Genomic DNA, 18373 nt, shown 5'->3' with positions numbered 1-18373 from the left:
GGCTACGGGGCCTGGAATCCGGCGGCGGCGAGGACGGCCTGACCCGGTCCGGAGAGCACATGCTCGACGAACGCACGGGCGGCCGACCCGTTCGGGGCGTTCTTCAGCACGACGATCGGATAGTCGTTGACCGCCCCGGCCGATTCGGGGAACTCGATCCCGTCGACCTCCTCGTCGGCGGCCCGTACATCGGAGCGGTACACCAGTGCCGCGTCGACTTCGTCCAGTCGTACCTTGGACAGGGCCGCCTTGACGTCCTGTTCCAGCGTGACCGGGATAAGTTCCGTCCCGGCGGCGTCCAGTGCCTTCACCGCCGCTGCGCCACAGGGGACCTGTTCGGCGCAGAGCGCGACCTTGACGTCCGGTGGGGTCAGGTCGGCCAGGCCGCTCACCCTGCCCGGGTTGCCGTCCGGCACCGCGATCACGAGCTGGTTGCGTACGAAGACACTCGGGTTGCCGTCGCCGTTGCCGGCGTCGACGACGGTCGTCATGTTCGCGGGGGAGGCGGAGGCGAAGACGTCTGCCGGGGCACCCTGGTTGATCTGGTGCGCGAGGGCGGAACTGCCGGCGAAGCTGAAGGTGACCCGCGCGCCGGGATTCGCGGTCTCGAAGTCCTCGCCGATCCGGGTGAACGACTCGGTGAGCGACGCGGCGGCGAACACCGTGACGGCACCGGTCACGGCACCGCCCTGCGGTCGCTGGTCGGTGGTCTCGCCACTGCCGCAGCCGGTAAGCGCCACCATCATCATGGCGGCGGACAGCGCCAGGCGTCGGGCCGTCACGAGCCGTGACTCCGGTCTGCGTCGGTCGGCGGTCGCTCCACGACGACGGTGGTCGACTTGATCACCGCGATGGCCACCGAACCGACCGACAGTCCCAGGTCGTCGACGGCCTCACGGCTCATCAGCGACACCACCCGGAACGGTCCGGCCTGAATGTCCACCTGGGCCATCACGGCGTCCTTGAGCACGGCGGTGACGATCCCCCGGAGCCGGTTACGGGCCGAGGACTCGTCTGCCCGATCGACTGGACCGTCGGCCTGGGACCGGACGAACGCGGCCAGATCGACACCGTGGATCAGTCGATGTCCCTGCTCGTCGCGGATGGCGGCGAGACGACCGGCATCCACCCAGCGCCGCACCGTGTCCGCGCTGACCCCCAGCAGCTCGGCTGCCTCGCCCATGCGAAACACCGTCACAGCTCTCACTCTACGTCATGCAGATACGAGCCTGAAGATAGGGGAAGCATCGAACTTGCAGGCCTTTGACCGCCAAGCTCGTAGCAGCTGAGGTCCTCTGGACCGGCGTCCCGTTGACCACCAAGTACGTGCGCAACTTCGAGCGACGGCCGTACCCGCCGGGGGGTCCACGGTCGCTCGCTGATCAGCGAGGGCGCCACCGTCGACGAGGCCGTGACGGCTGTGCAGCTCTACCTCACCGAGCGGGTCCGCCAGGACGCGTACGTCACTGTCACCGCGCCGGGCGGTGCTCGGGTCGACAACGGCTGGACGCATCGCAAAGCCCGACACACTGGACCGTCGGTGCGGGAGTACTTCCAGGTGGACGGGCAGGTGCACACCGCAGCATTCACGGTCAACTGGGCCTGACCTCCTCGGCCACCCCGACCTCGCCTGGAACCGGTCGGCGTCGGCCGACGTCCAAACGGCATGAGCATTCGTCGAAGCGGGCGACTCGCGGTCGTCCCTCTGCTGTTGCTGACCTCCGCGGCCTGCGGCCAGCAGTCCGGTGGCACCGGGTCGGGAGAGGCGGACTCACCCGAGCGGTCCTACTCCGCCGACGCGGTGGTGTTCCGGATGGAGCACACCGGGGGTTTCGTCACGCCTGCCATGCTGGCCACCCGCCTGCCCACCGTGAGCGTCTACGGTGACGGCCGCGTGATCACTCAGGGGCCGGTGCCGTTGATCTATCCCGGTCCGGCGTTGCCCAACCTACAGGTGGGCACGATCAGTGCCACCGAGGTGGAGGAACTGCTCAAGACGGCCCGCGGCGTCGGGGTGGGCGACCCGGCGGATCTCGGCACGCCGCCGGTCGCCGACGCGCCCACGACGCGCTTCACGATCCTCGGTGACAACGGCGTCCAGGAATTGGAGGTCTATGCCCTGGCTGAGTCCGGCGGGACGCAGACCGGGCTCACCGCCGACCAGCGGTCGAAGCGAAAGACCCTGCGGGAGTTCGCCGACTCGCTGACCGCCGAGTCCGGTCCGCTCGCCGCCGCGCCGACGGACACGCAGCCGTACGTGCCGACCGCCGTCGCCGCCGTGGCCGAGCCCTGGGGCGCCAACGCTGAGGCTGGCGAGCAGCCCGAGGTGGCCTGGCCCGGGCCGGCACTGCCGGGCGGCGAACTCGGCGCGGGCCTGGGTCTGGGTTGTGTCACGGCGACCGGTGACGCGGCGCAGCAGGTGCTCACCGCCGCTGCGACGGCGAACGCGGCCACCCCCTGGGTCTCGGACGGCAAGCGGTGGACGCTGACCCTGCGACCGCTGCTGCCCGACGAGACCGACTGCGGCGACCTGGTCACCAACCGCTGATGCCGGCTCCGGACGGCCGGCGACCGGCCGTCCGGCGGGCTGGCGGCGGCGGCGTCACATCGGAAAACGGCCGCGTCGCCACTGCCAGTGTCGGCCCGCCCGGAGGTGGTCGACGACCGCGCGCTGGAGCGCCGTGTGGCGCGGCAGCTGATTCAGCGGTGTGGTCAGGCTGCGAAACACGAACCGCACCACTTCGACGTCGGCGTCGAGCCCTGCCGGTTCTTGATAGGGCTCCAGCTCGAAACGTCGCTGGAACCGGACGATGTTGGATTCCTCGGGCAGGTATTCCCCCAGCTGCGGGTCGAGTAGCCACGAGCCGCAGGCGAACGACGTGTAGTGCTCGTCGGGGAAGTGGCGAGGGAAGAACACGCGGGCCTCGTCGAGTGACGCCTCGACCGCTGCCGGGGTCAGTGGGCCCGAGTCCGGGATGTGCAGGTCGATGGCGGTGCCGCCGCGGTGGTGCTGAAGCCGACCCAGCTCGTAGAGCGCGCCGCGCGAGTGCAGTGTCAGCCAGCTCTGCATGACCGACCAGCCCTGGCGGTTCATCCGCCGGTCGATCGCGAGGTTGCGACCCAGGTCGGCGAGGGTAGCCCAGGACACGGCGTCGGAAACGCCGTGGTCCCGGTGGTACCCCCTGGCCATGTCCACCATGGCCAGGTACGTGTAGACGTAGAGGTGCCGCCAGGCGGGGCCCCGCTCGCGCGGCAGCGCCGGGCCGGGTGGCAGCCATTCGTGGCCTCCGAGATCCGCGCGGACCAGGGCGATCGAGCGGTCGAGCAGCCAGCGCAGCTCCGGGGTCCACTGCGTGGAGTCGGAGTCGGGCCAGCCCGCCATGATCTCGGCGGCATCGTCCGGCTTTGCGGCGAGCCGGTCGAGCAGCGCTGGCGCGTTGGCTCTGGCGGGCACCGGCGTCGACGGCTGCTCGCCGGCCAGCCGGTGCACGCGGTCGACGTCCTCGAAGGGTACGTCGAGCCGGGTGGCGATGTCGTCCAGATCCACGCCGACGACAGTAGCGCTGGCCCTGGCACCTCCGACCGGAGCGAGAACTCGTCGACCGTTCAGGGGTTGGGCGGCGTGACCGCGATGATCAGGTGGGCCGGCTGGTCACTGGCGTTGCGGTAGAGGTGGGCCAGGCGTGAGTCGAAGGTGACGGCCTCACCGGCGGCGAGGGGGTACGCCTCACCACCGATGTCGGCGACCACCTCGCCGCTGATGACGATGGCACACTCGGTGGAGGGGTGGGCCCACGGCTCGGCCGAACTGGCGTCGCCCGGGTCGAGATGGGCTTGGAGCACCTCCAGGTCGCCGCGTCCCGGGGTGAGGCGTTCGTAGGTGATCTGCCCCGGGGGCGCGGTGAGCAGGCTGCGGCTGCCGGCCCGGCTGATGTGCACCGCGGGTGCCTCGGGTTCGGAGAACAGTTCGGCGACCGAGGTGTCGAAGACCTGCGCGAGCTTGCGCAGGGTGGCCAGGCTCGGGTCGGTCGCGCTGTTCTCGATCTGACTCAGCAGCGCGGGTGACACGTCGGCGGCTGTGGCGAGCTGCCGCAGCGTGAGTGAGTGCTGCTGACGCAGGACGCGGAGCCGGTCGCCGAGCATGTGAACCTCGATCCGATAACAGTGTGACTAAAAATGTTTGACCAAGCTACACGGCCGTGTTTAGGGTGGTCAAACAACAGGACGGCGTTGTTTGATAACGGCAGACACGCCGCGTCCAGGCACGAACCGGACGAACGCGAGTCCGGCTACATCCAACCCTGCGACGACACACCTTGAAAGCCCCGACGCACCTCCGGAGAACCCGGGACACCGTCAACCAGCCATCTGCGCCGGCGGTGACGGTGCCGCCGGACGTCGACGCCCGCGGGCCCCGCGCAGCGGGCCACACCATACGAAGGTAGGAACAGCATGTCGGTGTCCCCCCGCCGGCTCCGCGCCGGAGCAATCGCTCTGGCGACGCTGGCCGTCATCTCCACCACCGCCTGCACAGCCGGCGGCAGCGGTGGCAACGCGAACGATGGCGAGGTCAAGACCCTCACCGTCAACACGTCGTTCGTGCTCAAGACCCTCGACCCGGGCCGTGTCTACGAAGCCACCGGCCTGACCGCGGTGCACGCCCTCTACGACACCCTGCTCACCTTCGAAGGCTCCGACGTCGGCACCCCCGTCCCGGCGCTCGCCGAGTCGTACGAGGCGTCCCCGGACGCGAAGACCTTCACCTTCACGCTCCGCTCCGGGGTGACCTTCTCCGACGGCAGCCCGCTCACCGCCGACGACGTGGTGTTCTCCCTCAACCGACTGAAGAACATCAAGGGCAGTCCGGCGGTCACCGTCAGCGAACTGACGTTCAGCAAGACCGACGACAGCACCGTGGTGGTCACCTCGGCGACGCCGAACCCGAACGTCCCGGTGGTGCTGGCGATGCCGTCCACCGGCGTGCTGAACGCCGAGGTTGCCCAGGACAACGGCGCCAAGGACGGCGAGGACGCCGCGCAGGGCGACACCGCCCAGCAGTACCTCGACACCAACTCGATCGGTAGCGGGCCGTACGTGCTGTCGTCGTACGAGCCGGAGTCGCAGGTGGTGCTGGAGGCCAACCCGGACTACTGGGGCGAGAAGCCGCAGTTCGAGCGGGTGGTGCTGCGCAACATGGACGTGCAGACCCAAAAGCTGACCATGCAGCGTGCCGAGAGCGCCGAGATCTCGCTCGACATCTCCGGCAAGCTGCTCGACGGACTGCCGGACAGCCTGCAGACCTCAGGTGTGCAGGACACCGTCTACTTCCTCTTCCTCAACGCCGACCCGGCCGTGTCGGCGGTGACCGCGAACCCGAAGTTCAACCAGGCACTGCGGGCCGCCATCGACTACCAGGGCATCGCCGCCCTGTACGGCGAGGGTGCCGCACCCGGTGCCGGCCTGGTCGCCCCCGCTTTCCCCGGTACCCTGCCCGCCAGCGAGGCGTCCACCCGGGACGTGACGAAGGCCAAGGCGCTGCTCGCCGAGGCCGACCTGACCGACCCGACGGTCAAGTTCAACTACCCGGCCATCACCTACAAGGGTGTCGACCTGGGCACCGTCGCCACCAAGGTGCAGGGCGACGCCGCCGAGGCCGGCATCACGCTCGAGTTGAACCCGCAGCCGCTGACCACCTTCCTGGACGAGATGCGCAGCGGCAAGTCGCCCCTGGGCTTCACCCCGCAGAGTCTGAACTACCCGGTCGCCGACTCGCTGATCAACAACATGGCGCCCGGCCAGGCCACCGCGCTTCGCTCGGGCTGGACCGTGGAGCGGGCCGACCCGGCGATCGTGGCCGCCGGAGAGAAGGTCACCGAGACCCTCGACCTCGCGGCCCGGGCCACCGCCATGCAGCAGTGGCAGCGGCTGATGAACCAGTCCTCCCCGTACATCGTGCTGGCCAGCAACTCCTCCACGGTGGTGGCGACCGCCGACCTCACCGGTGCGGACTACTCCGCCGCCGGCTGGCAGGTCGACGTCGCCGCGGTCGGCCGCAAGTAGTCGGAGCACCATGACGACGGTCCAGAACGGCGAGCCGGGCGCGGTCACCACGACCGCGCCCCGGCCCCGCCGCGCCCACCCGCTGCTCGCCTTCCTGGCAAAGCGGCTGGCGATCACCGCCGGCCTCCTGCTCGGTGTCACCGTGGTGACGTTCGGGCTGGTGAACGTGGTACCCGGCGATCCGGTCACCGCGAACCTGTCCGACCAGGCACTCAACGATCCGGCCACGGTGGCGGCCTTTCGGGAGAAGTGGGGCCTGGACCAGCCGCTCTGGCAGCAGTACCTGCACTACCTCGGCAACCTGCTGCGGGGCGACCTGGGCATCTCCCAGCAGACCGGTCGGTCGGTCCTGGACGACCTGGTGCGCTACGTGCCGGCGACCCTGGAACTGGCCATCCCCACGATGGTGCTGGCGCTGGTGATCGGGACCGGGATCGGGATGCTCGCCGCGGTCCGTAACGGCCGCGCCACCGACCAGATCGTCCGCGTCGGTGCCCTGCTCGGGCTATCCACCCCACCGTTCTGGCTCTCCCTGGTGGTGCTCTACGTGTTCTTCTACCAGCTCGGTCTGGCGCCCAGCGGGGGCCGGCTGTCCACGGCGTTCAGCCCACCGCCGACCGTCACCGGCATGTACACAGTGGACGCCGCGTTGGCTGGGCAGTGGGATGTCGCCTGGGATGCGGCGCAGCACCTGACCCTGCCGGTGCTGGTGCTGACCTCGTTGACCGTGGCGCTGCTGGTCCGCTTCGTCCGCTCCGCCATGCTGGAAGTGCTCCAGCAGGACTACATCCGGGCCGCGTACGCCAAGGGCCTGCCGACGCGGGTGGTCCTGCGCCGGCACCTGCTGCGCGCGGGCCTGGTTCCGGTGGTCACCGTCTCCGGCCTGGCCTTCGCCTCGCTGCTGTCCGGGACGGTGCTGGTCGAGAGCATTTTCGGCTGGCCCGGCGTCGGTCAGTACGCCTACCGCAGCGCCACCGCCCTCGACCTGCCCGCGATCCTCGGAGTCAGCCTGTTCGTGGCGCTCGTCTACACGCTTGTCAACCTCACCGTCGACCTGCTGTACGGGCTCATCGACCCGAGGATCCGCCTGTCATGACGATGACCGCACCCGACCCGGTGGCCCCCGACCCGAAGGTGGACCGGGCCCTGACCCGACGCCGGTGGCTCGGCCGGCTACGCGGTGGCTCGACCGGCCGGCCGGTGTGGCGACAGCCGATCGCTGTGGTGGCGCTCGCCATCCTCGGTGGCTGGCTGCTGGCGGCGATCCTCGCCCCGATCGTCGCGCCCTACGACCCACTCGCCCAGAGCGCCGACACCTACGCACCGCCGTCGGCGACCCACTGGTTCGGCACCGACTCGCTCGGCCGGGACATCTTCAGCCGGGTCGTCCACGGCGCGCGGCTGTCGATCCCGCTGGCCCTGGCCATCGTCTCCCTGGCCCTGCTCGTCGGCGGTCTGCTCGGGTTGGTCGCCGGATACCTGGGCCGGTTCGCCGACGAGGCGCTGATGCGGCTGACCGACCTGGTCTTCGCCTTCCCGCAGATCATCCTGGCGATGGCGGTGACCGCCGCCTTCGGCCCGAACACCCGCAACGCGGTGCTGGCGCTGGTCATCGTCTCCTGGCCGGTCTACGCCCGGGTGATCCGCAGCGCCGTGCTCAGCATGCGCGGCGACGACTACCTCAACGCCGCCCGACTGCTGGGCGTCGGACCGGTCCGGGCGCTACGCCGTGACGTGTTGCCCAACAGCATCGGCCCGGCGATCGTGCTGGCCACCCTGGAACTCGGCAACGCGGTGCTGCTGCTCGCCGCACTGTCCTTCCTGGGGCTCGGCCCGCGACCGCCGGCCGCCGAGTGGGGTTCGATGGTCGCGCTCGGCTCGCAGGACCTGTCGATGTGGTGGGTGAGCGTCTTTCCGGGCCTGGCCATCCTCACCGTGGTGATGGCCTTCAACGTGCTCGGCGACGCGTTGCGTGACCGGCTCGACCCCCGCTACGCGAAGGGACGCTGAGATGGCGCCGCTGCTCGACGTCGACTCCCTCGCCGTGACCCTGCCCGGCCCGCGCGGACCGCTGCCGATCCTGCACGACGTTTCGCTCAGCGTCGACGAGGGTGAACTCGTCGGTATCGCCGGGGAGAGCGGCTGCGGCAAGAGTCTCACCGCACAGACCCTGCTCGGCCTGCTGCCGGCCGGAGCCAAGGTAACCGGGTCGGCCCGGTTCGCCGGCACGGACCTGCTCGGCCTGGACAACCGCGGCTGGCAGCGGGTCCGAGGCGCGGGCATCGCCATGGTCTTCCAGGACCCGACCGCCGCCCTGCACCCGATGCTCACCGTCGGTCGTCAGCTCACCGAACACATGCGGGTGCACCTTCGGATGGACCGCCGGGCCGCCACGCGCCGGGCGGTGGAACTGCTCGACCAGGTGCGCATCCCCGACCCGGAACGTGCCCTGCGCGCCTATCCGCACCAGTTCTCCGGTGGCATGCGGCAACGGGCGGCCATCGCCATCGCCCTGGCGGCCCGGCCCCGACTGCTGATCGCCGACGAGCCGACCACCGCCCTCGACGTCACCGTGCAGGCCGGCATCCTCGCCCTGCTCGACCGGCTGCGCACCGAGACCGGCCTGGCCGTCGCGTTCATCACCCACGACCTGGGGGTGCTCAGCGCGTTGACCACCCGTGGCTACGTCTTCTACGCCGGTCGGGTGGTGGAGACCGGTCCGACCGGAGCGCTACTCACCGCACCTGCGCACCCGTACACCTCGGCACTGCTCGGTGCCCGGCCGCACGGCACCCAGACCGTCGGCACACTGCGACCCATTCCCGGCAGCCCGCCGGCGCCGGGAGAGGCACCGCCAGGGTGCCCGTTCGAACCCCGCTGCCGGCACGCGGAGCCGGAGTGCGGCACCGCCCCGCCGCGCCTGGACCCGGTGGCCGTCGACCGTTCGGTGGCCTGCGTGGTCCGCCCGCACCTGGAGGTGGCTGCCCGATGAGCGACCTGTTGGAGATCAGCGACGTCGAGGTCGAGTACCGCTCGCGCGGGCGAGGCCGGGTACGCGCGGTCGCCGGGGTGAGCCTTCAGGTGGCATCCGGACAGGTCGTCGGCCTGGTCGGCGAATCGGGCTGCGGCAAGTCGTCACTGGCCCGGGTCGCTGTGGGTTTGACCCCGCCGAGCGCCGGCGCGGTCCGCTTCGCCGGCCAGCCGGTCACGCCGTTGGGCTGGCGACGCCGGCCGGACACCGAGATCGGCCTGCAGATGGTCTTCCAGAATCCGTACGCCTCGTTGAATCCCCGCCGCACCATCGGCGCGCAACTGCTCGACGGCGTTCCGTCGACGCTTGCCGGCGCGGCCCGCCGGGAGAGGGTGCGCGAGTTGTTGGACCGGGTCGGTATGCCGGGCACCGCCGCCGACCGGTACCCACACCAGTTCTCCGGCGGCCAACGGCAACGGCTCGCCATCGCCCGGGCCCTCGCCCCGCAACCCCGCATGATCATCGCCGACGAACCGGTCACCGCGCTGGACGCCTCCTCCCAGGCGCAGGTGGTCAACCTGCTCGTCGAGCTGGTCCGCGACCTGGACATGGGCATGCTGTTCATCTCCCACGACCTTGCCCTGGTGCACGAGATCGCCGACGTCACGGCGGTGATGTACCTGGGCCGCATCGTCGAGACCGCGCCCACCCGCGAGCTGTGGCGCAGTCCGCGACACCCCTACACCCGGGCGCTCATCGACGCGGTGCCCCGCATCAGCACCACCCCGGCACTGCCCGCCACCCTGGCCGGTGAGGTGCCCGATCCCGCCAACGCCCCCACCGGCTGTCGTTTCCGGCCGCGCTGCTCGCACGCCTTCGCCCCCTGTGGAGACCAGCCACCGACCCTCGAACTCGGCGGTCGCAGCGCCGCCTGCTGGCTCAACGACCCCACGACTGCCGCGGCCGTCGTACCCGCGAACTGAGGACGCCGTCATGTACACCGCCACCGAACAGGTTCTGGTCAACCTCGCCCTCTACGACGGGGTCGCCGACCACCTCCAACCCGACCGGGGTGTCTGGATCGGCGCCGACGGAACGATCAAGGCCGTGGGAGCCGTCGACGACGTGCTCGCCGAGGCCGGCGACGCCCGTGTGGTCGACCTCCACGGCGACGTGGTGATGCCCGGTCTGACCAACATGCACGTACACCTCTCCCTCGGGCTGCCCGGCCACCTCGCCGACACGGTGCACCGGTCCAACCTGGCCGAACTGGTACTGCTGATGGCCGACTCGGCCCGGCGCACCCTGCACGCCGGGATCACCACCGCCCGGCTGGTGGGCGAGAGCCGGTACGCCGACTTCGCGCTGCGCCGGGGCATCGAGGCCGGCGCGGTGGACGGCCCACGGATCTTCACCGCCGGGCACGCGCTCTGCTGCACCGGCGGCCACGGCTGGGAGGCCGACGCGCTGGAGGCCGACGGTGCAGACGGCTTCCGTCGGATCACCCGGGAACAGATCCGGGCCGGCGCCGACCTGATCAAAGTGTGTGTCTCCGGCGGCATCGCCGGCCAGTTCGAGGCGATCGACACACCTCAGCTGCTCGACGACGAAATGGCCGCCGTGCTCCGGGTCGCCCACGACTGGGGGCGTAAGGTCACCGCGCACGCCGGCCCGGCCGACACCGTACGCCGGGCCGTCGAACTCGGCCTCGACTGCGTCGAGCACGGCTACGAACTGACCGACGAGGTCACCCGTCTGATGGCCGACCGTGGCGTCTGGTACGTGCCCACGATCGTGGTCAGCCGCTGCGAACAGTTCTTCCGCGACTCCGGGGTGCCCGGCTGGCTGATGGACCGGGCTCTGGCCGCCGGCCCGCGGCACTGGGAGAGCCTCCAGCACGCCATCCGTAACGGGGTACCGATCGCGTTGGGCAGCGACATGCCCCCGCACGCGGGCTACGACGAGACCAGCGCGACCGTACGCGAGCTGGAGTTCATGGTGGACGCCGGGATGTCGGTGGCCGACGCGCTCAAGGCCGCCACCATCCGCCCCGCCGAGTGGCTCGACCGGGCGGACACCCTCGGCAGCGTCGAGGTCGGCAAACACGCCGACCTGCTGCTGCTGCGCGACGACCCGACCCGCTCCGTATCCGCGCTGCGTACCCTGCACGCTGTCGTGAAGGGCGGCGTGGCGTACCGCGACGACAAGCACCGGCTCCGGGCGTCCCGGTGACCGGCACCGCCCAGCCGGGCGCCCCCGCGCCGCGCATCTGCACCGTGGCCGACGAGTACCTGCACGCCCTCGCCGCACTCGACCCGGAGGCCGCCGAGGCGGCCGGGCGTACCCCCGAGTGGCGGTTGGCCGACCTGTCACCGGAGAACTTCGACGCTCGGGCCGAACTGTCCCGCAGGACCGCGACCGCCGTGGCCAGCGCGACCGTCACCACGCCGGCCGAGCGCGCCCTCGCCGGTGCCCTGACCGACCGGCTGGACAGCGAGATCACGCTGCACGACGTCGGCTTCACCACTCGGTTGCTCGCCCCGTTGGCCACCCCGGTGCACCTGGCCCGGCAGGTCTTCGACAACCTGCCCCGGAACACCGTCGACGACTGGGCGGTCGTCGCCGACCACCTGCACCGGCTGCCCAGCACCCTCGCCCAGTACACCGCCACCCTGCGGCGTTCCGCCCAGCGTGGCCACCTGGTCGCCCGCCGGCAGGTACTGGCCGTCGCGCAGCAGTGCACCGCCTGGGTCGCCGGCGACTTCTACGGCGGCCTCGTCGCCGGCCACCAGACGGGACCGTCGGCTGCCCGGCTGGCCGACGGGGCACAGGTCGCCACCGCCGCCACGGCAGCCTTCGCCGCCTTCCTGCGCACCGAGCTGGCACCCGTCGCATCCGAGGTGGACGGGGTGGGCCGGGAGCTGTACGAGGTCACCGCCCGCGCGTTCCTCGGCGCCACCGTCGACCTGGACGAGCTGTACGCGTACGGCTGGGCGGAGCTGACCCGCATCGCCGCCGAGCTGCGGGCGGTGGCGGTCGACTGCGGTCACCCGGACGTCGTGGCCGCCCGGACGGCACTGGACGCCGACCCGGACGGCCGGGTGCCGGTCGGTCCCGCCCTGGAGGACTGGCTGACCCGGCGTACCGCGCTGACCACCGACCTGCTCGACGGGACACACTTCGACATCCCACCGGCCACCCGGCAGGTGGTCTGCCGGATCAGTCCCGCCACCTCCGGGGTCATGTACTACACACCACCCGACGCGAACCTGACCCGCCCGGGTGGCATCTGGTGGTCGGTGCCGCCGGGCGAGTCGACGGTGCCGGTGTGGCGCCACGTCGGCACGCTCTGCCACGAGGGGCTGCCCGGCCACCACCTTCAGCACGCCGTCACCCTCACCACCGCCGAGCTGCACCGGTGGCAACGCACGCTGTGCCACGTGCACGGGTACGCCGAGGGCTGGGCGCACTACGCCGAACGGCTCGCCGACGAACTCGGCCTCTACGCCAGCCCGGCGGAACGGCTGGGGATGCTGGACGGGCAGATGTGGCGGGCAGCCCGCGTGGTCGTCGATCTCGGCCTGCACCTCGACCTGCCGATACCGGCAGGCAACGGGTTCACCGACGCCTCCCGCTGGAGCCACCCGGTGGCCGTGGACCTGCTCACCCGGGTCGCCGGACTGGATTCCGCCAGCGCCCGATTCGAGGTCGACCGCTACCTCGGCTGGCCGGCGCAGGCGCTCGCCTTCAAGGTCGGCGCGCGGCTGTGGCAGCAGGCACGCCAGGACGCCGAGCGCCGCTCCGGTCCCGCCTTCGACCGCAAACGGTTCCACCACACCGCGCTGGCGCTCGGGCCGATGGGCCTCGACCCGCTGCGCAGCCGCCTCGCCGAGACGTTCCGCCCCGCTGCCGCCTCCCTCGACCGGAAGTGACCCCGATGAGTATCGACGAACTCACCACCACGATCACCGACATGTACCGATCACTTGGGGATCGGACCGCCTTCGACGCGCACCTGCACCCTGAACTGACCATCTGGGAATCGGACGCCGATCAACTGCTCTTCGGCCTGGCCGCGCTGGACGAACTGCGCGACCGGCGGGCGGCCGGGGCCACCGGGCCGGCACCGGTGACGGTCGCTGCGGAACAGCTGCACGCCGAGGCATGGGACGACACCGGTCTGGTCCGGTACGTCCTGCGGGCCTGTCACGTCGACGACCGACCCGATGCGTGCTTCCGGGTCACCGACGTGCTGCGGCGAGGCGACGCGGGTTGGCGGATCGTGCACCACCACGCGGAGGCCGTGCGATGAGCGACGACCAGCCCACCACCGACGTATACGACCTGCGGGTCGTGGTGGAGCGCATCGAGGGACGTTCGGTGTGTGGCATGAAGCCGGGTGACTACCTCGACCTGACCGAGTCGTGCCGGTTGCGTATCCCCGAGGGCCAGCACTTCTGCCTGTACGCGCTCGCCGCGTGTCTGCCGCTGCTACCAGCCAAGCAGCGGGCCCTCGACGACGGGGACTGGATGGCCAAGGACAGTCACGTCGCCTGCCCCGACCCGGAGGAACGGCTCATCATGCGCATCGAACGCACCGGCCGGCGACAGATCCCCACCGAGGAGCTGACGTGACCCGCCTGGTGGGTATCGGCCTGCAGTCGGACAAGTCCGCCGACGAGTACGCGGTGCTGGCCGAGTTGGCCGAACGGCACGGCTTCGACGTGCTGTCCGTCTTCGGTGACCTGATGTACCAGCCGCCCCTGTTCCCGCTGTTGGTGGCCGCCCGACACACCCGCCGGATCCGGCTCGGCGCGGCCTGCCTGAATCCGTTCACCCTGCATCCGGTGGAGGTGGCCGGTCAGGTCGCCGCGCTCGACCTGGCCTCGCACGGCCGCGCGTACCTCGGTCTGGCCCGGGGGACCTGGCTGCAGCAGGTGGGGGTGGCACAGACCCGGCCGTTGCGGCGCATCGCGGAGACGGTACAGATCGTCCGCCGGCTGCTCGCCGGTGACGACGCCGGCTTCGTCGGCCGCGAGTTCACCGTGGCTCCGGGCACCGCGCTGCGGTACACCCCGGCCCGGTCCGACGTGCCGGTGCTGGTGGGCACCTGGGGCCAGCAGACCGCCCGGTCCGCCGCCGCGTTCGCCGATGAGGTGAAGGTCGGCGGGTCAGCGAACCCGGCGATGGCCAAGACGATGCGGGCCTGGCTGGACGAGGCGGCGTCGGGCCGGGACACCGGAGTGGTGCTCGGCGCGGTCACCGTCGTCGACACCGACGGTGCGCTGGCCCGGCGGATGGCGAGAACCGAGGTCGCCATGTACCTTGCGGTGGTCGCCGCCCTCGACCCCACCGTCGAGGTCGACCCGGAACTGCTGGTCCGCATCCAGCACCATGTCACCCGACGCGAGGACGACCTGGCCGGCGCTCTGATCGGTGACGACCTGCTCGACCTGTTCGCGTTCTCCGGTACGCCCGAGCAGGTCGCCGCCCAGGCCGCGGCGGTGTTCGAGGCCGGGGCGAGCCGGGTGGAGTTCGGCACCCCACACGGTCTCACCCCGCAGCGCGGAATCGATCTGCTGGGCCGGCGGGTGTTGCCGCTACTGCGCACCTGACCCCGCCGGTCGCCGGTCGGCGATTGCCGGTCCGCCGGCCCTGCCGGACGGGCGGAACGGCAGGGGCTGGTCCGGTCGTCGGACGCTGGGGTCGGCCGGTCAACGCCGCCACGCCGACCACAGTTCGGCGTACCGACCGCCGGCCGCGACCAGCTCGTCCGGGGTACCCAGCTCGACGATGCGGCCATGCGCCAGTACGGCGATCCGGTCACAGGTGTGTGCCTGGCTGAGCCGGTGCGCGACCACGACAGCCGTACGGCCCCGGAGCAGCGCGGCGCTGGCCTGCTCCAGCTGTCGGGCACCCGCGCTGCCGGCTTCGGCGCTGGCCTCGTCGAGCACGACGACCGGTGGGTCGAGCAGGGCGATCCGGGCCAACGCCACCTGCTGCGCCTGGCCGGCGGTGAGTGGATGTTCGCCGTCGCCGACCCGGGTCGACAGCCCGTCGGGCAGTGCGTCTACCCAGGCGTCGGCGCCGACCAGCCGCAACGCGGCGTGCAGTTCCTCGTCGGTGGCGTCCGGGGCGGCCAGCCGCAGATCGTCGGCGAGGGTGCCGGCGAAGACGTGCACCTCCTGGGTGACGACGCCGACCATCCGGCGCAGCTCCGTCGGATGCAACTCGCTGATCGGCCGGTCGGCCAGCCACACCTCACCGTCCGTGGCGGGGAACACGCCACCGAGGATGGCCGCGAGGGTCGTCTTTCCGGCTCCGCTCTCGCCGACGATTGCCAACGACTCACCTTCGCCGATCTCAATCGAGACGTCCGTTACGACGGCGGGACCACCGGGATAGCGGTGCCACACCGACTTCGCGGTGATGCCCGTCGGTGGCGGCGGACCAACGGTGTCGGCCGGTCTGGGGGCCGGCACGTCGAGCCCGGTGATGCCGACCAGCCGCGCAAGTGCCGCACCGGCGGACTGGACGTCGTTGAACGAGATCAGCAACATGCCGAGTGGGCCGAAGAGCCGGTGGAACAGCAACGCCGCCGCGGTGACGTCGCCGACTGTGCTGTCGCCCCCGCGTACCAGCAGGAAACCGGTGAGCAGGACGGAGGTCAAGCCGAGCGCCTCGGCGTAGTTCATCGTGTTCGCGAACCAGAGGAATCCGCGAACCGCGCTCAACCGGGCCACCACGGCGTGGCGGGAGGCCTGCTCGACCCGTCGGCCCTGCCGGTCCTGCATGCCGTACGCGTGCACGGTCCGGGCACCGGTGAAGGTGGTCAACAGGCTCTGCGTACGCGTCGCCGCGGCTTCCCGTTCGGCGGCGTACAACCGTTTCGCCTGCGGCACGAACCGGCGCAGGCTCAACACGTGCACCGGGAAGACGATCAGGAAGGCGACCGCGATGCGCCAGTCGAGCGTGGCGAATCCGGCGAAGGTGACGACGACCGTGACGAGTGCGGTGAAGATCCCGGCCGCCAGCCGCACCGAGTCGGTGACCCGTTCCACGTCCTCGGTGACCCGGGAGGCCACGTCTCCGGAACCGGCGCTCTCCAACCTAGTCGGGTCCATCCGCAGCGCCCGGTCGAGCACTTCCTCGCGCAGATCGGCGCAGGCCCGCATGCCCCACTCGGTGACCAGCCAGTTCGCCGCGCCGGTCAGTACCGCGGCGGCCAGGCCCGCGCCGAGAATCCACGCGGCGGTCAGGAGCAGCGACCCGACGGTCCCGGCGGCCACCACCAGGTCCACCAGCCGGCCGAGCAGGATCGGCACGACGACGGCCGCGACGCTCGCCGCCGTGGCTGTGGCCCCCGAGGCCCAGGCGAGCAGCGGGTAGCGTCGCAGGGCCCGCCAGAAGGCGGCGAGTGTGACCCGGCCCGTCGCGACCGGCAGGATCGTGGCGTTGCTGGTCATCGCAGCACCACCTGCGCGTACGCCGCGTCGGCGAGCAGGTCGCGGTGGTTCCCGACGGCGGCGACCCGACCGGCGCGGAGAAAGACGACCCGGTCGCACCGGTCGAGCAGCGGTGCGCTCGTGGTGACCAGCACCGTCGCCCGGTTGTCGCTGTCGCGGTGGGCGCGGACACCGTCGGCGATGGCCTGCTCGGTGACCGCGTCGACGGCCGTGGTCGGGTCACGTAGGACGGTCACCGGCCGGTCCGCCAGCAGAGCGCGAGCCAGAGCGAGCCGCTGCCGCTGGCCGCCGGAGAGATTCAGACCGTGGTCGACGAGTTCCCGTCCGAACCCGATGTCGTCGGTGAGCAGGTCACCGACGACCGCCGAGGCCATCGCGGCGCGTAGCGCGGCGTCGTCCCGGTCCTCGCCGCTCTGGAGCACCTCCCGCAGGGTGGAGCCGAACAGGTCGACCCCGTGTGGTTCGACCAGCACTGTCCGGCGCAACGAGGCGAGGTCCAGCTCCCGCAGTGGCACGCCGGCCAGTCGTACCGTGCCTTGCTGCGGTGACCGCGCCCCGGCGAGCAGTTCGGTGAGTTCGTCGGCGGTGCCGTTCTCCGCGGTGACGATGCCGAGCAGTTCCCCGGGGGCCACGGCGAAATCGACGCCGGCAAGGCCCGGCGCGTGCACCGCGTCGAGGGCCAGGGTTCCCGGCTGGGCCGTGCGCGTTCCGGACCGTACCCGCTCCGGGGCGGCGAGCACCTCGGCGACCCGGGCCGCGCTGGCCCGCGCCGTCGCGATCCGGAAGACACAGTCGGCGAGGTTGAGTACCGGGTCGGTGAGGAAGGTGGCCAACCCGACGATCGTGATGAGCTGTCCGACCGTGATCCGGTCTTCCAGGGCGTACCAGCCGGCCAGTGCGGCAACAGCGGTGATCAGCAGACCGGTGGTGAAGGTCGATGCGCCGATGAACGTCGCACCGGCCTTGACCGTGCCGATCCCGGCGTCCAGGGACGTACGGCTGGTCGTGCGGTAGCGACGGACAGCCTCGTCGACGCCACCGAATCCGCGCAGCGGTCGTAGCCCGCGCAGCAGATCCGACGCCGTGGCGGCGGCCCGACCGACCGCCTGCTGCTGCGCGGACGTGCGGCGGCCCACCACCGGTCCGAGCGCGTTGAGCCCGAGCACCAGGACCGGAACGCCCACCACCAGACCGAGCCCGAGCGACCAGTCGATGCGTAGCAACACGACCGTGGCCACCGCCAGACCGACAAACGCGCTCACCACCCGGGAACCCAGTTCGAGCAGGTCGGCGGTGGCCTCGGTGTCGGACGTCGCGATCGAGAGCAGCTCTCCGCTCTGGCGGCTGGTGTGGATTCCCTGACCGCCGACCACGCGCCGGAGCACCCGCATCCGTAACCCGTGTGACTCTTCCGCGACCCCCCTGGACAGGAACCAGAAGCCCCACCGCCACCCCATCGTGAGGGCGGTGAACAGCGCGAAGATGCCCAGTACCGACCAGGCCATCGCCGAGGTCGACCCGGTCCCGACGGCCTGGTCGATGACCAGACCGATGGCCACCGGGACGAACGCCTCACACATCTGGTGCAGTGACCAGAAACCGGCGCAGAGCACGGTGTCGCGGCGCTGTCGCCAGAACATCCGACGGATCAGTTGCCCCGCTGTCTGTGCCATGCCCCCGCCTCACACTCGATGAGTTAGGGCAGGCTAACCCGCCGCCCTCCCCGGTCGCTATTCGCCGGTGCGTCCACCCCGTCCGGTCGTCGGCCTTACCGATACTTCCGGAACCTCGTGGACACCGGCCGGGCCTGCCAGCCACGTGCCCGGCCGCTGCGACCGTCCAGCTTCGACCGAGGTGGCGGGCCACGCGGCGTGGG

The 18373-nt window shown here is 71.3% G+C and carries 18 protein-coding genes; 12 read left to right on the top strand and 6 right to left on the bottom strand.

Annotated features, from left to right (window positions below):
- Positions 1 to 2: 2 nt before the first annotated feature.
- Both modA and HCA58_RS08495 read right to left on the bottom strand, forming a co-directional pair.
- The gene (gene modA / locus HCA58_RS08500) at positions 3 to 749 is read right to left on the bottom strand and encodes a molybdate ABC transporter substrate-binding protein (protein WP_205808093.1); all 747 of its coding nucleotides are present in this window, start codon (positions 747 to 749) and stop codon (positions 3 to 5) included.
- 29 nt (positions 750 to 778) lie between these two features.
- Positions 779 to 1198 (bottom strand): helix-turn-helix transcriptional regulator, encoded by a 420-nt coding sequence (locus tag HCA58_RS08495; protein WP_169597201.1) that lies wholly within the window; start codon positions 1196 to 1198, stop codon positions 779 to 781.
- Positions 1199 to 1378: 180 nt separating this feature from the next.
- Here HCA58_RS08495 and HCA58_RS08490 point away from each other — a divergent pair, with 180 nt between their 5' ends.
- Together HCA58_RS08490 and HCA58_RS08485 are read left to right on the top strand one after the other, a co-directional pair.
- Positions 1379 to 1606: a copper resistance protein CopC gene (locus tag HCA58_RS08490; RefSeq protein ID WP_169597244.1), complete on the top strand. Its 228-nt coding sequence runs from the start codon at positions 1379 to 1381 to the stop codon at positions 1604 to 1606.
- A 60-nt stretch (positions 1607 to 1666) separates the two neighbouring features.
- A complete protein-coding gene (locus tag HCA58_RS08485; RefSeq protein WP_169597200.1) occupies positions 1667 to 2548 on the top strand; it encodes a hypothetical protein in 882 nt (293 codons plus the stop codon).
- Positions 2549 to 2602: 54 nt separating this feature from the next.
- Here HCA58_RS08485 and HCA58_RS08480 read toward each other — a convergent pair whose 3' ends face one another.
- Positions 2603 to 3547, bottom strand: a complete 945-nt coding sequence (locus tag HCA58_RS08480; protein ID WP_169597199.1) for an acyltransferase domain-containing protein — start codon at positions 3545 to 3547, stop codon at positions 2603 to 2605.
- Positions 3548 to 3606: 59 nt separating this feature from the next.
- Entirely contained in the window at positions 3607 to 4143 is a 537-nt protein-coding gene (locus HCA58_RS08475; protein ID WP_169597198.1) for a cupin domain-containing protein, read from the bottom strand.
- Between the two features lie 309 nt (positions 4144 to 4452).
- Here HCA58_RS08475 and HCA58_RS08470 point away from each other — a divergent pair, with 309 nt between their 5' ends.
- Genes HCA58_RS08470 through HCA58_RS08425 form a run of 10 tightly spaced genes read left to right on the top strand, consistent with a single transcriptional unit; the run spans position 4453 to position 14646 of the window.
- Positions 4453 to 6060 (top strand): ABC transporter substrate-binding protein, encoded by a 1608-nt coding sequence (locus tag HCA58_RS08470; protein ID WP_169597197.1) that lies wholly within the window; start codon positions 4453 to 4455, stop codon positions 6058 to 6060.
- A gap of 10 nt (positions 6061 to 6070) precedes the next feature.
- Positions 6071 to 7156 carry an ABC transporter permease gene (locus tag HCA58_RS08465; RefSeq protein ID WP_169597196.1) on the top strand — a complete coding sequence of 362 codons (1086 nt, stop codon included), beginning with the start codon at positions 6071 to 6073 and terminating at the stop codon, positions 7154 to 7156.
- Positions 7153 to 8070, top strand: coding sequence for an ABC transporter permease (locus HCA58_RS08460; protein ID WP_169597195.1), 918 nt, complete (start codon positions 7153 to 7155; stop codon positions 8068 to 8070). Before HCA58_RS08465 ends, HCA58_RS08460 begins: the two co-directional genes overlap by 4 nt.
- A gap of 1 nt (position 8071) precedes the next feature.
- On the top strand, positions 8072 to 9052 hold the full coding sequence (locus HCA58_RS08455) for an ABC transporter ATP-binding protein (RefSeq protein WP_169597194.1): 981 nt from the start codon (positions 8072 to 8074) through the stop codon (positions 9050 to 9052).
- Positions 9049 to 10014 carry an ABC transporter ATP-binding protein gene (locus HCA58_RS08450; protein ID WP_169597193.1) on the top strand — a complete coding sequence of 322 codons (966 nt, stop codon included), beginning with the start codon at positions 9049 to 9051 and terminating at the stop codon, positions 10012 to 10014. The genes HCA58_RS08455 and HCA58_RS08450 overlap by 4 nt, the downstream gene beginning before the upstream one ends.
- 10 nt (positions 10015 to 10024) lie before the next feature.
- A complete protein-coding gene (locus HCA58_RS08445; protein ID WP_169597192.1) occupies positions 10025 to 11263 on the top strand; it encodes an amidohydrolase family protein in 1239 nt (412 codons plus the stop codon).
- Complete coding sequence (locus HCA58_RS08440) at positions 11260 to 12963, top strand: DUF885 domain-containing protein (protein ID WP_346775916.1); 1704 nt, start codon at positions 11260 to 11262, stop codon at positions 12961 to 12963. The genes HCA58_RS08445 and HCA58_RS08440 overlap by 4 nt, the downstream gene beginning before the upstream one ends.
- 5 nt (positions 12964 to 12968) lie before the next feature.
- Positions 12969 to 13343, top strand: coding sequence for a nuclear transport factor 2 family protein (locus HCA58_RS08435; RefSeq protein WP_169597191.1), 375 nt, complete (start codon positions 12969 to 12971; stop codon positions 13341 to 13343).
- Positions 13340 to 13666 carry a TIGR04076 family protein gene (locus HCA58_RS08430; RefSeq protein WP_169597190.1) on the top strand — a complete coding sequence of 109 codons (327 nt, stop codon included), beginning with the start codon at positions 13340 to 13342 and terminating at the stop codon, positions 13664 to 13666. The genes HCA58_RS08435 and HCA58_RS08430 overlap by 4 nt, the downstream gene beginning before the upstream one ends.
- Positions 13663 to 14646, top strand: a complete 984-nt coding sequence (locus tag HCA58_RS08425; RefSeq protein WP_169597189.1) for an LLM class flavin-dependent oxidoreductase — start codon at positions 13663 to 13665, stop codon at positions 14644 to 14646. The genes HCA58_RS08430 and HCA58_RS08425 overlap by 4 nt, the downstream gene beginning before the upstream one ends.
- A 99-nt stretch (positions 14647 to 14745) precedes the next feature.
- On the opposite strand, the gene HCA58_RS08420 is transcribed toward HCA58_RS08425, so the two are convergent.
- The gene (locus HCA58_RS08420; protein WP_169597188.1) at positions 14746 to 16497 is read right to left on the bottom strand and encodes an ABC transporter ATP-binding protein; all 1752 of its coding nucleotides are present in this window, start codon (positions 16495 to 16497) and stop codon (positions 14746 to 14748) included.
- Positions 16494 to 18170, bottom strand: a complete 1677-nt coding sequence (locus HCA58_RS08415) for an ABC transporter ATP-binding protein (RefSeq protein WP_169597187.1) — start codon at positions 18168 to 18170, stop codon at positions 16494 to 16496. The genes HCA58_RS08420 and HCA58_RS08415 overlap by 4 nt, the downstream gene beginning before the upstream one ends.
- Positions 18171 to 18373 lie beyond the last annotated feature (203 nt).

The sequence above is a fragment of the Micromonospora sp. HNM0581 genome (assembly GCF_012726175.1).
Taxonomy (GTDB): Bacteria; Actinomycetota; Actinomycetes; order Mycobacteriales; family Micromonosporaceae; genus Micromonospora.
This window is presented reverse-complemented; position numbering and strand designations above follow the sequence as displayed.

Bases quoted from the DNA above. Each gene is read 5' to 3' on its own strand.
- modA (WP_205808093.1), bottom strand. From the start codon at position 749: ATGATGATGGTGGCGCTTACCGGCTGCGGCAGTGGCGAGACCACCGAC.
- HCA58_RS08485 (WP_169597200.1), top strand. From the start codon at position 1,667: ATGAGCATTCGTCGAAGCGGGCGACTCGCGGTCGTCCCTCTGCTGTTG.
- HCA58_RS08475 (WP_169597198.1), bottom strand. From the start codon at position 4,143: ATGCTCGGCGACCGGCTCCGCGTCCTGCGTCAGCAGCACTCACTCACG.
- HCA58_RS08470 (WP_169597197.1), top strand. From the start codon at position 4,453: ATGTCGGTGTCCCCCCGCCGGCTCCGCGCCGGAGCAATCGCTCTGGCG.
- HCA58_RS08465 (WP_169597196.1), top strand. From the start codon at position 6,071: ATGACGACGGTCCAGAACGGCGAGCCGGGCGCGGTCACCACGACCGCG.
- HCA58_RS08460 (WP_169597195.1), top strand. From the start codon at position 7,153: ATGACGATGACCGCACCCGACCCGGTGGCCCCCGACCCGAAGGTGGAC.
- HCA58_RS08455 (WP_169597194.1), top strand. From the start codon at position 8,072: ATGGCGCCGCTGCTCGACGTCGACTCCCTCGCCGTGACCCTGCCCGGC.
- HCA58_RS08450 (WP_169597193.1), top strand. From the start codon at position 9,049: ATGAGCGACCTGTTGGAGATCAGCGACGTCGAGGTCGAGTACCGCTCG.
- HCA58_RS08445 (WP_169597192.1), top strand. From the start codon at position 10,025: ATGTACACCGCCACCGAACAGGTTCTGGTCAACCTCGCCCTCTACGAC.
- HCA58_RS08435 (WP_169597191.1), top strand. From the start codon at position 12,969: ATGAGTATCGACGAACTCACCACCACGATCACCGACATGTACCGATCA.
- HCA58_RS08430 (WP_169597190.1), top strand. From the start codon at position 13,340: ATGAGCGACGACCAGCCCACCACCGACGTATACGACCTGCGGGTCGTG.
- HCA58_RS08420 (WP_169597188.1), bottom strand. From the start codon at position 16,497: ATGACCAGCAACGCCACGATCCTGCCGGTCGCGACGGGCCGGGTCACA.
- HCA58_RS08415 (WP_169597187.1), bottom strand. From the start codon at position 18,170: ATGGCACAGACAGCGGGGCAACTGATCCGTCGGATGTTCTGGCGACAG.